The organism is Microbacterium candidum (assembly GCF_030315975.1).
Taxonomy (GTDB): Bacteria; Actinomycetota; Actinomycetes; order Actinomycetales; family Microbacteriaceae; genus Microbacterium; species Microbacterium candidum.
In genome coordinates, this window is sequence record NZ_JASXSZ010000004.1 from 516,211 (window position 1) to 529,430 (window position 13,220).

The window sequence follows — 13,220 nt, forward strand, 5'->3', positions numbered from 1 at the left end:
GCCGCCTCATCGGTACTTCTCGGCGAGCGCGATCGCCGCCGCGTGGAAGGCCTCGACCGGCGGGTGCGTGAGGCCCGCGCCGATCATGCCGATGCCCGGGTCCTTGTGCGCGATCGCCGTGTTGATGATCGGCAGGATGCCGCTCTCCTCGACCTTGCGCACGTCGATGCCGGTCGCGGTGCCGCGGAAGCCGAGGATCGGGATCGTGAGGTTCGGGTTCGTCGCGGTGGTGATCTCCATCATCGTGCGCGAGTAGCCGATGGCCTCGTCGACGGTGCCGCCGACGAGCGGGACGATGGCCGGGGCCGCCGCCATCGCGAAGCCGCCGATGCCGTACGTCTCGGTGATGGCCGAGTCGCCGATGTCGCGGCCGCGGTCGTCCTTCGTGAAGCCCGGGAACAGCGGGCCCTCGATGAACTGCGCGGGGCCGGTGAACCAGTTGTCCTGGCCGAGGCCGGACACCCGGATGCCGAAGTCGACGCCGTTGCGTGCCATCGTCGTCACGATCGTCGAGTACTCGATGTCGTGCGCCGAGTCCATGGCCGCCTTGGAGGCCGCCATCCACGTCGGGCCGGAGAAATAGTCCGACGACGCGACGAAGGTGAAGACGTCCTGCTTGTCCTTCGTCGAGAAGCCCGAGTCCAAGATGTGCGGTGCGAGCGCCTGGATCAGGAGGGTCGTGCCCGCGTTGTTGCGGTTGTGAGCCTCGTCGCCCATCTGCAGCGCCTGCGCGAGCATCATGCGCAGGTCGATCTCCTTCGCCGCTACCATCGCGTCGCGCAGGATCGGGCCGAACACATCGCGCATCCAGTTCAGGCGGTCGATGACCGACTGGTCGTTCGCGCCCATCCGGAGGATCTTCGCGAGCTGCTCGGACAGGTTCGTGTACGCGTAGTTGCCGTACGGACGGTTCTCCACGACGTGCATGAACATCGAGGCGCTCGTGACGCCGGCCATGGAGCCGACGGTCTGGTGCTCGTGGCAGGGGGAGAATTCGATCTCCCCGGATGCGGCGAGCTCGTACGCCTCGTCGAGGTTCGCGGCGAGCCCCTCGAACACGAGGGCACCGGTGACGGCGCCCTTCATGGGGCCGGCCATGCGCTGGAACTCGATCGGGGGACCGGCGTGGAGGATCGTCTTCCTCGTCATGCCGGGCACGACGTCGATCGCCTGGCCGAAGCCGACGAGAACCGGCTGCGAGGTGATGATGCGGTTCACGGCCTCGGCGTTCGCGGCGTCGATCTTCTCGGCGAGATCGGCGCGCGCGAGCGTCGCGAGGGCGGCGACGACCTCGGGCTGGCCGAACCCGGGCGGGGTCCAGTCGAGGTCGGTGACGGCCGCGCCCTGCGACCGGATGTCGTCGGCGAACATCGACGCGCCGACGTTGATCGCCGACAGAGGGCGGCTGAAGATCTCAGCGACCGTGCTCATGCGTTCTCTCCCTTGGTGACGAACTCGCGGGCGAGGAGGCCCGTGTTGGTGGATGACGACGCCCAGGTGACTCCGGCGTCGGTGAGCTTGCGGACCTGCTCGTCGAAGCCCTGCTCGTCCTCGCCGGTGCCGAGGACGTAGGCGAGGATCTCGAGGTGACGGCCGGCGGCCGCCGCGTTCTTCTTGGCCTCGACGATGGCGGGCAGCATGACGCCGACCGGGTCGGCGTTGGCACCGTAGCCGAGCTCGAAGTCCATGACGATGACGCCGACCTCGGGGTCGGCCGCCTCGACGAGGAAGCGCTCGATGCGGTTGGACGGGTCGATCATCGGGTGCGGCTTGCCGTTGGTGAACTCGTCCTCGCCGAAGTCGAGGAACGTGTGACCCTGGGACGCATCCGTGCCCTTGAGCTTCTTCGAGGGGTCCTTCTGGATGTTCGAGTACACGTCGCTGAACTTCTCGAGCGCCAGGAACATCGACTCGTCGCACAGCGTGCCGCCGCAAAACAGGCCGCGGATGTACTTCTGCTCGGGCTTGAGCTTCGCGCGCACCTCGGCGACGAGCGGCAGGTTCAGCGGGTGCAGGTCGAGGTCCTCCTCGCGCACGCCGCCGGCGACGACGGCCGCGAGGGCGGCGGGCTTCGTGCGGCCTTCGACCTGGATGCCGCGGGCGGCCCCGGCCTGCTTCAGCTCCTCGGTCGCGCCGAGGAAGCAGGCGACGGCCGGCTTCGACGAGGCGGCCAGGCGATCGAGCACCTTCGTGGCGACCTCGTCTGCCGGCGGCTTCGAGATGACGACGATGACGTCGGTGCTCGCGTCGGCGTCGAGCGCATCGATGCCGTCGAGCATCATGATCGCGCCGACCTCGGCGGACAGGTCGCGTCCGCCGGTGCCGATGAGCTGCGAGACGCCCGCGGTGAAGTCGTGGATGCGGACGCTCAGCTCCTGCGCGCCGGTGCCCGACGCGGCGACGATGCCGATGCGGCCGCGGCGGACCTTGTTGGCGAAGCAGAGCGAGACGCCGTTTATGATGGCGGTGCCGCAGTCCGGTCCCATGACGAGCAGGCCCGCGTCGTGCGCCTTGCGCTTGAGGGCGATCTCGTCGGCGACGGCCACGTTGTCCGAGAACAACATGACGTTCAGGCCCGCATCCAGAGCCTTGTGCGCCTCGTGCGCGGCGTACTCGCCGTTGACCGAGATGACCGCGATGTTCGCGTCGGACCGGCCCTCCGCCGCCGCGCCGATCGTGCGATACGTCATCTCCGCAGCCTCGCCGGTGGGCTTGCGGTCGAGGAGCGCGATGAGGCCTTCGAGCGCGGCGTCGGCGCCGGCCTCGTCGCCGTCCGTCACGACGATGAGCACGAGGTCGCCGGGTGTCGACTCCTCGATCTCCGGGGTGATGAGCCCCTGGTTCGTCAGGATGTCCTTGTTCATCGGGGTGGCCATGGCCGCGACGGCGTTGGTCACGCCCTCGAGGGCGCCGGCCTTCGTCGAGATCGCCATGAGCGACACCGAGTCGATGTAGGTGTTCTTCTTGATCAGTGACCTGGTGGGCATCACTTTCCTCGCATTCCTTGGGTCATGCGCACGGCCGCCAGGAGTCCTGTGGCCTGGTCCGTGCCGGATGTGTGGCCGAGCCCGACGAGGGCGGCCGTGAGTTCGCGGATGGGTGCGCGCTCGCCCGGCGGCGCGTCGTCTCCTCGGCAGAGCGCGATGAGGAGGTCGGAGAGCGGCTGCACGGCGCGGCCGCGGCACGCCTCGCGCATCGCGGTCAAGGAGATCTCGTGCGTCGAGCCGGACGATGCCGCGTATGCGACGGCGTCCGGGACGATCGCGAGCCGTCCACCCAGCCGCGCGGACGCGTAGGCGAGCCCGGTGAGGACGTCGTCGCCGGCGGGGGTGAGTCCTGTGCCGAGCCCCACGAGACGTGTCGCGGCGCGGCCGACGGCGTCGGCATCCTGCGCGTCCACCGCCGCCGCGATCGCCGCGAGGCCCGTGCTGATGCGGTCGGACACCGCGCGGGAGAAGACGTCGTCGCCTCCGCGGGCGCCGCCGGCGATCCCGAGGTCGTCGAGCGCGCCTTCGAGTTCGTGCACCCGCGCGGCTGAGACGGGGCCCGGAAGTTCGGCCGGCTCCCACACGCGGGCGCCGCGCAGGGAGACGATGAGCGCCTCGTCGATGCGCACGGCGGCATCGTCGACGGCGACCGGCTGTCCAGGTGCGATGCCGAAGTCGGCGAAGGATGCCGCATCCACGGTGACCGTGCGGGGCCCGGGCGCGACGGCACTGGCCGCGAGGCACCACAGCGACCCGTCGGACACCGCGATGTTGACGACCGACCGGAACACCGAGTGGACTCTGCCTGCGAGCGCCGACGGGGGAGCCGCGAGCAGCTCGGCATCCGCCGAGATCGCCGTGGCCGTCCGCACCGTCGTCACCTCTCGCGATCGGGACTCAGCGCAGGGCGTCCGCGAGGATGCCGGCGAGCTCCGTGAAGTCCTTCTCCTGGGCGTGCTGCAGGGGAGAGGTGCCCCACTGGTCGACCATGCCCGGGTCGGCGCCGGCGGCGAGCAGGAGCTGCACGATCTCCTGCTGCGCGGGACCGCCGTCGCGGAGGATGATCGCCTCGAGCAGCGGCGTCCACCCGCAGAGGTTCGTGTGGTTGACGTTACAGTCGGTCTGCTCAGCGAGATAGCGGACGATCTCGACGAAGCCCTTCTCCGCCGGCGGGTGGATCGCCACGCCGTCGAAGCGGGTGCGGCGCTCGATGTCGGCGCCGGCCTCGACCATGAGGATGACGAGGTCGAGGTTGCCGGAGATGCATCCCCACAGCAGCGGGTTCAGCCGGATCTGGTCCTGCTTGTCGATGTCGGCGCCCGCGGCGATGAGCTGCCGGACGATGTCGAGGCGGCCGGCCTTCGCGGCGACGAGGATCGCAGTGCGTCCCTGCGTGTCGGTGGCGTCGATGTCTGCGCCCGATGCCAGGGCGCCGGCGATGGCGTCAGCCGGAGCGGTGGCGGCCAGCGTCGGCCAATCGGTCTGGGTCTGCAGCGGCTGGCGCATCTTCCACCTCGTTCTCGCGGCTGCGCCGCGACTGTTGCCTCCGGCATGAGCCGTTTGGCATACCATATCGCATATTTGGTGTACCAAAAAACGACGAACCGTGACGGTTCAGCCGGAGGCTCGAGCGGTCAGCGCGCGCGGGCGCCGAAGAGCCACTCGGTGGCGATCTTCTTCGAGGTGTTGACGTGCGCCGCCGCGAGCCGGCGGACCTTCCGGGCGTCCCCGGCGGCGATGGCATCCGCGATTCCGCGATGCTCGCGGCACAGCTGCAGGTTGTCGTCGTTCTGGCGCAGGAGCCAGTTGAGCCGGTTGCGCATGGGCTCCAGCATCCGCGCGAGGACGTCGTTGTGGGACATCTCGACGAGCACCGCGTGGAAGCGCTGGTTCGCGTCGACGACGCGCTCGTGGTCGCCGGCGGCGATCGCGGCTTCGGCCTCGTCGACGGTCGCGAGGAGTCGCGCGACCTCGTCGGGGCGCGCCTTCTGCGCGGCGAGCGTGCATTCGAACACTTCGAGCGCCTCGCGGACCTCGAAGATCTCGTCGAGGTCCTGCAATTCGAGCGGGGTCACGACCGCACCCCGGCGGGGACTGAGCGTCACGAAGCCCTCGGTCGCGAGACTCCGCAGCGCTTCGCGGACGGGCACGCGCGAGATGCCGATCCGGTCGACGAGGTCGCGCTCTTTGAGCCGGGTGCCGGGCGGGTATTCGCCGGAGACGATCCGGTCGCGGATGTACTCGAGCCCGATGTCGACGAGCGAGGGCGCCTCGTCCACGGCGGCGGCGATCTCGCTCATGCGAGCAAGCATAGAGGCGGCCGGGAATCCCGCCCGGGTTCGCCAGGCGGGTTTCTGCGGTTCGGTAGGTTCGGGGGATGCCGTTCACCCCGAGTCATGCCATCGTGGCGCTTCCTTTCGCACGCTCGATGCCAGGACTCGCGGCGGCGGTCGCGGCTGGGGCGATGACTCCCGATCTGCCGCTCTTCGTGCGCGGGACGCCGCTCTCCTACGCCGTCACTCACTCGTGGGCGTGGATACCGCTGACGGCATGCGTCGCGGGACTTCTCCTCGCGGTCTGGTGGATGGTCATCCGCCCGGGCGTTCGCGAGCTCTCGCCGCGATGGGCGGCCGCCCGTCTCCCGGGGGAGTGGGACGAGCGATATCGGATGCCTCGCCCCGGCCGCCGCATCCCCATCCTCTTCCTCGGACTGGCCCTCGGGGTGGCGACGCACATCCTGTGGGACGCGTTCACACACGAAGGAAGGCCCGGCGTCGTCGCGCTCGGGCTCGAGGGGATGTGGGGCCCGCTTCTCGCATACAAATGGCTGCAGTACGGCTCCTCCTTCGTGGGCCTCGTGATCCTCGCCGTCGCGGCGGCCGTCTGGATGCGTGCCCGCGTGCCCGCGGCGGTGCATCGTGTGATGCCCGGCTTCGTGCGCGTCGGATGGTGGGTGTCGCTGCCCGCTGTCCTCCTGATCGCCTGGGCTGCGGGCTTCGCGGCGCTCGGACCGTTCACGGACGACTTCACGCCGCAGCACCTCGCCTACCGCGTGCTGCCGCCTGCCGTTGCGGTGTGGGCGGCGGTGTCGCTCGCTCTGTGCATCGTCGTCCAGACGCGTCGCCGCGCCGCCGCCGTGGCGTGAGGCTCAGTGCCACTCGGCGCGGTCGCGTCCCCACGGGCGCGGCGGCGCGTACCAGCGCGGCGACCCGGCGTAGGCCACGGCGGGGCCCGCGGTCGTGAGGCGATGCCCGTCGATCTCGAAGTCCTGCGTATGGCCCGCAGTGTCGAGCGCCAGGTCGGGGGTGGACGCCGCGGTGCGCGGCAGGCCGAGCAGTTCGGCGGCGACTCGCCGGAGCGACGTCTCGACGCGCCACGAACCGCCTTCCGCCCGCTGTGCGGCGAGGGCCTCCATGATGCCGGCGGCGAGCAGATAGCCGGCGGAGTGGTCGAGCGCCTGTGCCGGCAGCACACCGGGGCGCTCGCCGTCGGCGGATTCGATCCAGGCGATGCCGCAGGCGGCCTGCACGATGCTGTCGAACCCGCGCCGGTCGGGTTCTCCCCACGCGGACAGGCGAGCCGTGACGATGCCGGGATGCGCTGTCGCCACCGCGTGGGGATCGAGACCGAGCGCCGCCATCGCCGCCGGCCGGTATCCGGTGACGAGCACATCGGCGGTCGCGAGCAGCTCCTCGAATCTCGTCCGGTGGGCGACGTCGCGCAGATCGAGCAGGGCGGATCGCTTCCCATGACCCGTGTCGAGATGCTGGAGCTCGATCTCCGGCAGGTGTGGCGGGTCGATGCGCAGGACGTCGGCCCCGAGGAGGGCGAGGGTCCGGGTGGACACGGGGCCGGCGATCACGCGAGTGAGGTCGAGAACGCGGACGCCGCGCAGCGGCGCCTCGGTCGGGCCGGAGATCCGTGCGTGGGGGGCGGCGTCGCCGATGCGGTCGACCTGCAGGAGCGGAGTGTCGCGCAGCGCCTCGTCTGTCGCCGGCCCCTCCTCGTACACGGGCGTGCAGATCCCACCCTCCGCGACGATCCGCCGCGATGCGTCCTCCGCGCGCATTCCGGCGAGAGCCGTCGTGACCGTGTCGACGTCGGCATCAGCGCTCAGGGCGATGCCGCGCCGCAGAGCGGAGGCGTGGTGGGGATAGTTGCCATGGGTGCGCACCCACCCGTCCGTCGTGCGGAAGAACCCGGAGAGCGGCGCGAACCCGCGGATCGACTCCCCGTCCAGGCGCAGATGGCGGTCGCCCGCATACGCGACCGCGATCCGCTGTCCGTCCAACGGAGCGTTCTCGGCCCCGGCGAGCGCGGCTCCCGCAGCGGACGCGCGCTCGACGCTTCGCCACGCGAGTTGGGCGACGTCGGTGCGGGCGGGGAGGGGGACAGGCGGACGTCGATCGGCCATGACGTCACCGTACCGCCGGGATGGGGCCGTGCACATGGCCGCTGGAGTGCAGGCGTCGCGCGCGGCCACGGGCCTGGGCGGGCATGACACGCCCGGGTTGCAGTGCGGATTTGTGGGGTGTCCTGGTTCCCCGTAATGTTCTTGTTGTTCGCCCCAAAGGGTAGAGCGAAGGGCCGGAAGGCCTTGCTCCCCTCAAGCAGCGGACAAGAACCCCAAACCTTCATTCGGACTGAAGTCCGTCGTGTCGGTTCGGGGTGCTGATTCGTCTGTTCGTCGGAGGAATCGTCACGGTGAAAGCCGCGGCGGTCGATTTGACAATGACAGCGGATCGGATAAGATAGAGAAGTTGCCCCGAGAGAGGCGCCGGGAGGTGCTGATGCGGGTGCGTCCGATCCTTGAGAACTCAACAGCGTGCACTTGTCATATGCCAAATTATCCTCGTCGGGTCTTTGACCTGGTGAGAATTCCTTTGGATCAATTTTGAATGTCAGCAATGATGTTCGTTTTTTGGTCATGATTGAACTCGCTGCGGATTGACCGTTTTTCCCGGTTGTTCGTGGCAATCGTTTTTTACGGAGAGTTTGATCCTGGCTCAGGATGAACGCTGGCGGCGTGCTTAACACATGCAAGTCGAACGATGAACTCCAGCTTGCTGGGGGGATTAGTGGCGAACGGGTGAGTAACACGTGAGCAACCTGCCCTGGACTCTGGGATAAGCGCTGGAAACGGTGTCTAATACTGGATATGAGCTTTCACCGCATGGTGGGGGTTGGAAAGATTTTTCGGTTCAGGATGGGCTCGCGGCCTATCAGCTTGTTGGTGAGGTAATGGCTTACCAAGGCGTCGACGGGTAGCCGGCCTGAGAGGGTGACCGGCCACACTGGGACTGAGACACGGCCCAGACTCCTACGGGAGGCAGCAGTGGGGAATATTGCACAATGGGCGGAAGCCTGATGCAGCAACGCCGCGTGAGGGATGACGGCCTTCGGGTTGTAAACCTCTTTTAGCAGGGAAGAAGCGTGAGTGACGGTACCTGCAGAAAAAGCGCCGGCTAACTACGTGCCAGCAGCCGCGGTAATACGTAGGGCGCAAGCGTTATCCGGAATTATTGGGCGTAAAGAGCTCGTAGGCGGTTTGTCGCGTCTGCTGTGAAATCCCGAGGCTCAACCTCGGGTCTGCAGTGGGTACGGGCAGACTAGAGTGCGGTAGGGGAGATTGGAATTCCTGGTGTAGCGGTGGAATGCGCAGATATCAGGAGGAACACCGATGGCGAAGGCAGATCTCTGGGCCGTAACTGACGCTGAGGAGCGAAAGGGTGGGGAGCAAACAGGCTTAGATACCCTGGTAGTCCACCCCGTAAACGTTGGGAACTAGTTGTGGGGTCCTTTCCACGGATTCCGTGACGCAGCTAACGCATTAAGTTCCCCGCCTGGGGAGTACGGCCGCAAGGCTAAAACTCAAAGGAATTGACGGGGACCCGCACAAGCGGCGGAGCATGCGGATTAATTCGATGCAACGCGAAGAACCTTACCAAGGCTTGACATATACCGGAAACGGCCAGAGATGGTCGCCCCGCAAGGTCGGTATACAGGTGGTGCATGGTTGTCGTCAGCTCGTGTCGTGAGATGTTGGGTTAAGTCCCGCAACGAGCGCAACCCTCGTTCTATGTTGCCAGCACGTAATGGTGGGAACTCATGGGATACTGCCGGGGTCAACTCGGAGGAAGGTGGGGATGACGTCAAATCATCATGCCCCTTATGTCTTGGGCTTCACGCATGCTACAATGGCCGGTACAAAGGGCTGCGATACCGTAAGGTGGAGCGAATCCCAAAAAGCCGGTCCCAGTTCGGATTGAGGTCTGCAACTCGACCTCATGAAGTCGGAGTCGCTAGTAATCGCAGATCAGCAACGCTGCGGTGAATACGTTCCCGGGTCTTGTACACACCGCCCGTCAAGTCATGAAAGTCGGTAACACCTGAAGCCGGTGGCCCAACCCTTGTGGAGGGAGCCGTCGAAGGTGGGATCGGTAATTAGGACTAAGTCGTAACAAGGTAGCCGTACCGGAAGGTGCGGCTGGATCACCTCCTTTCTAAGGAGCACTGCGGTTCTTCGGGACCGACAGAGCCGGATTCGGGACGAATGTTCCCGACCGGAGCTCATGGGTGGAACATATTGACAAGGCGCTCATCGTGTCTTCTGGATCTCAGTACGCTGCTTCGGCGGTGGGAACGGGTTCGGGGGATGGGGTGGGCGCGTGCACGTTGTTGGGTCCTGAGGGACCGGGCACCGGGTCGTCTCCTTGTGGGGCGGGTTCGGTTTCGGTACTTCTACAGGCCTCGTTGGCTGGTGGCTGTTGCTGCCGGGTGGTGGGGTGCTGTTCGTACTTTGAGAACTACACAGTGGACGCGAGCATCTTAAAGATGGCGACCTTTCGGGGTTGTCATCCATAAATTGATCGATAGATCAGCTCATGTGATTTCAAGTCTTTAAGAGCAAACGGTGGATGCCTTGGCATCTGGAGCCGAAGAAGGACGTAGCAATCTGCGATAAGCCTCGGGGAGTTGATAAGCGAGCTTTGATCCGAGGATGTCCGAATGGGGAAACCCCGCCAGGCGTTTGTGCGACCTGGTGACTCCCGCCTGAATATATAGGGCGGGTAGAGGGAACGCGGGGAAGTGAAACATCTCAGTACCCGCAGGAAGAGAAAACAACCGTGATTCCGTGAGTAGTGGCGAGCGAAACCGGAAGAGGCTAAACCTATTGTGTGTGATATCCGGCAGGAGTTGCATGGTGGGGGTTGTGGGACGTTTCTGATCATTCTGCCGAGTGGTCGACGTGACGCGAGCGTATAGGCGAACGGTCTTGAAAGGCCGGCCATAGTGGGTGCCAGCCCCGTAGCCGAAATGCGTGACCGGCGTGAGATGTATCCCAAGTAGCACGGGGCCCGAGAAATCCCGTGTGAATCTGTCAGGACCACCTGATAAGCCTAAATACTCCCAGATGACCGATAGCGGACAAGTACCGTGAGGGAAAGGTGAAAAGTACCCCGGGAGGGGAGTGAAATAGTACCTGAAACCGTTTGCTTACAAACCGTTGGAGCACCCCTGGTAGGTGTGACAGCGTGCCTTTTGAAGAATGAGCCTGCGAGTTAGCGATACGTGGCGAGGTTAACCCGTGTGGGGTAGCCGTAGCGAAAGCGAGTCTGAATAGGGCGATTCAGTCGCGTGTCCTAGACCCGAAGCGAAGTGATCTATCCATGGCCAGGCTGAAGCGACGGTAAGACGTCGTGGAGGGCCGAACCCACTTAGGTTGAAAACTGAGGGGATGAGCTGTGGATAGGGGTGAAAGGCCAATCAAACTTCGTGATAGCTGGTTCTCTCCGAAATGCATTTAGGTGCAGCGTTGCGTGTTTCTTGCCGGAGGTAGAGCTACTGGATGGCCGATGGGCCCCACCAGGTTACTGACGTCAGCCAAACTCCGAATGCCGGTAAGTGAGAGCGCAGCAGTGAGACTGTGGGGGATAAGCTTCATAGTCGAGAGGGAAACAACCCAGACCACCAACTAAGGTCCCTAAGCGCGTGCTAAGTGGGAAAGGATGTGGAGTTGCTCTGACAACCAGGAGGTTGGCTTAGAAGCAGCCACCCTTGAAAGAGTGCGTAATAGCTCACTGGTCAAGTGATTCCGCGCCGACAATGTAACGGGGCTCAAGCACGCCACCGAAGTTGTGGCATTGACATTAGTGGTAGGCCTTCGTGGTCCAGCCGTGTTGATGGGTAGGAGAGCGTCGTGTGCCGGGTGAAGCGGCGGGGTGACCCAGCCGTGGACGGCACACGAGTGAGAATGCAGGCATGAGTAGCGAAAGACGTGTGAGAAACACGTCCTCCGAAAGACCAAGGGTTCCAGGGTCAAGCTAATCTGCCCTGGGTAAGTCGGGACCTAAGGCGAGGCCGACAGGCGTAGTCGATGGACAACGGGTTGATATTCCCGTACCGGCGAAGAACCGCCCAAACCAATCCAGTGGTGCTAAGTGTCTGAATCCCTTTGACGGATCCCTTCGGGGTGAAGCGTTGGGCCTAGCACACGACCCCATGCTGAGGCGGTTAGCGTATTAACAGGTGTGACGCAGGAAGGTAGCCCAAGCCAGGCGATGGTTGTCCTGGTGCAAGTGCGTAGGCCGACTCCTAGGCAAATCCGGGAGTCATACAGGCTGAGACACGATGCGGATGAAAAGTGGGTGATCCTATGCTGCCAAGAAAAGCATCGACGCGAGGTTCCAGCCGCCCGTACCCCAAACCGACTCAGGTGGTCAGGTAGAGAATACCAAGGAGATCGAGAGAATCGTGGTTAAGGAACTCGGCAAAATGCCCCCGTAACTTCGGGAGAAGGGGGGCCTTCGACGTATTAGGACTTGCTCCGAAAGCGTTTGGAGGCCGCAGAGACTAGTGGGTAGCGACTGTTTACTAAAAACACAGGTCCGTGCCAAGTCGCAAGACGATGTATACGGACTGACGCCTGCCCGGTGCTGGAAGGTTAAGAGGAGCGGTCAGCCGCAAGGCGAAGCTGCGAATTTAAGCCCCAGTAAACGGCGGTGGTAACTATAACCATCCTAAGGTAGCGAAATTCCTTGTCGGGTAAGTTCCGACCTGCACGAATGGCGTAACGACTTCCCAACTGTCTCAACCGCGAACTCGGCGAAATTGCATTACGAGTAAAGATGCTCGTTACGCGCAGCAGGACGGAAAGACCCCGTGACCTTTACTACAGCTTGGTATTGGTGTTCGGTGTGGCTTGTGTAGGATAGGTGGGAGACTGTGAAGCGTGGACGCCAGTTCACGTGGAGTCATTGTTGAAATACCACTCTGGTCACTCTGGATATCTAACTTCGAACCGTAATCCGGTTCAGGGACAGTGCCTGGTGGGTAGTTTAACTGGGGCGGTTGCCTCCCAAAAAGTAACGGAGGCGCCCAAAGGTTCCCTCAACCTGGTTGGCAATCAGGTGGCGAGTGTAAGTGCACAAGGGAGCTTGACTGTGAGACTGACAGGTCGAGCAGGGACGAAAGTCGGGACTAGTGATCCGGCAGTGGCTTGTGGAAGCGCTGTCGCTCAACGGATAAAAGGTACCTCGGGGATAACAGGCTGATCTTGCCCAAGAGTCCATATCGACGGCATGGTTTGGCACCTCGATGTCGGCTCGTCGCATCCTGGGGCTGGAGTAGGTCCCAAGGGTTGGGCTGTTCGCCCATTAAAGCGGTACGCGAGCTGGGTTTAGAACGTCGTGAGACAGTTCGGTCCCTATCCGCTGCGCGCGTAGGAAGTTTGAGAGGATCTGACCCTAGTACGAGAGGACCGGGTTGGACGAACCTCTGGTGTGCCAGTTGTACTGCCAAGTGCACCGCTGGTTAGCTACGTTCGGGATGGATAACCGCTGAAAGCATCTAAGCGGGAAGCCGGCCTCAAGATGAGACTTCCATACCCCTTGCGGGTGAGAGGCTCCCAGCCAGACTACTGGGTTGATAGGCCAGATGTGGAAGCACGGTAACGTGTGCAGCTGACTGGTACTAATAAGCCGATGACTTGATAACACCCCTTTTTGAGCTTTGCTCGCGTCCACTGAGTGGTTCTCGATGTACGAACACCGAGAACACAACAAAACACGAACTTTCACGTTGTGAACTTGTTTGAAACATCAATAGTGTTTCGGCGGCCATAGCGAGAGGGAAACGCCCGGTCCCATTCCGAACCCGGAAGCTAAGCCTCTCAGCGCCGATGGTACTGCAGGGGCGACCCTGTGGGAGAGTAGGACACCGCCGGACTTCTTC

The 13,220-nt window shown here is 64.1% G+C and carries 7 protein-coding genes and 3 rRNA genes; 4 read left to right on the plus strand and 6 right to left on the minus strand.

The genetic code is table 11. From position 1 onward, the window contains the following. Positions 1–6 precede the first annotated feature (6 nt). The 5 genes from QSV35_RS14685 to QSV35_RS14705 form a co-directional block, all read right to left on the minus strand. Positions 7–1,431, minus strand: a complete 1,425-nt coding sequence (locus QSV35_RS14685) for a YlbE family protein (protein ID WP_286289533.1) — start codon at positions 1,429–1,431, stop codon at positions 7–9. After that, positions 1,428–2,987 carry an acyl-CoA synthetase FdrA gene (fdrA, locus tag QSV35_RS14690; RefSeq protein WP_286289534.1) on the minus strand — a complete coding sequence of 520 codons (1,560 nt, stop codon included), beginning with the start codon at positions 2,985–2,987 and terminating at the stop codon, positions 1,428–1,430. The genes QSV35_RS14685 and fdrA overlap by 4 nt, the downstream gene beginning before the upstream one ends. After that, positions 2,987–3,859, minus strand: a complete 873-nt coding sequence (locus tag QSV35_RS14695; protein ID WP_286289535.1) for an oxamate carbamoyltransferase subunit AllH family protein — start codon at positions 3,857–3,859, stop codon at positions 2,987–2,989. Before QSV35_RS14695 ends, fdrA begins: the two co-directional genes overlap by 1 nt. Before the next feature lie 25 nt (positions 3,860–3,884). Further along, the gene (locus tag QSV35_RS14700; RefSeq protein ID WP_286289536.1) at positions 3,885–4,493 is read right to left on the minus strand and encodes an ankyrin repeat domain-containing protein; all 609 of its coding nucleotides are present in this window, start codon (positions 4,491–4,493) and stop codon (positions 3,885–3,887) included. A 128-nt stretch (positions 4,494–4,621) separates the two neighbouring features. After that, positions 4,622–5,287, minus strand: a complete 666-nt coding sequence (locus tag QSV35_RS14705; protein WP_286289537.1) for a GntR family transcriptional regulator — start codon at positions 5,285–5,287, stop codon at positions 4,622–4,624. A 77-nt stretch (positions 5,288–5,364) separates the two neighbouring features. Between QSV35_RS14705 and QSV35_RS14710 the strand changes: the two genes are divergently transcribed. Then, positions 5,365–6,132, plus strand: coding sequence for a DUF4184 family protein (locus tag QSV35_RS14710; RefSeq protein WP_286289538.1), 768 nt, complete (start codon positions 5,365–5,367; stop codon positions 6,130–6,132). A 3-nt stretch (positions 6,133–6,135) separates the two neighbouring features. Here the strand turns inward: QSV35_RS14710 and QSV35_RS14715 are convergent, their stop codons facing one another. After that, positions 6,136–7,401: a CoA transferase gene (locus tag QSV35_RS14715; RefSeq protein ID WP_286289539.1), complete on the minus strand. Its 1,266-nt coding sequence runs from the start codon at positions 7,399–7,401 to the stop codon at positions 6,136–6,138. Between the two features lie 569 nt (positions 7,402–7,970). Between QSV35_RS14715 and QSV35_RS14720 the strand changes: the two genes are divergently transcribed. From QSV35_RS14720 to rrf, 3 genes are all read left to right on the plus strand, one after another. Continuing rightward, positions 7,971–9,490, plus strand: a 16S ribosomal RNA gene (locus tag QSV35_RS14720). Between the two features lie 387 nt (positions 9,491–9,877). Further along, positions 9,878–12,983 (plus strand): 23S ribosomal RNA (locus tag QSV35_RS14725). A 114-nt stretch (positions 12,984–13,097) separates the two neighbouring features. Next, positions 13,098–13,214: ribosomal RNA gene (gene rrf, locus QSV35_RS14730) — 5S ribosomal RNA — on the plus strand. Together the 16S, 23S and 5S rRNA genes form the textbook arrangement of a ribosomal RNA operon. Positions 13,215–13,220 lie beyond the last annotated feature (6 nt).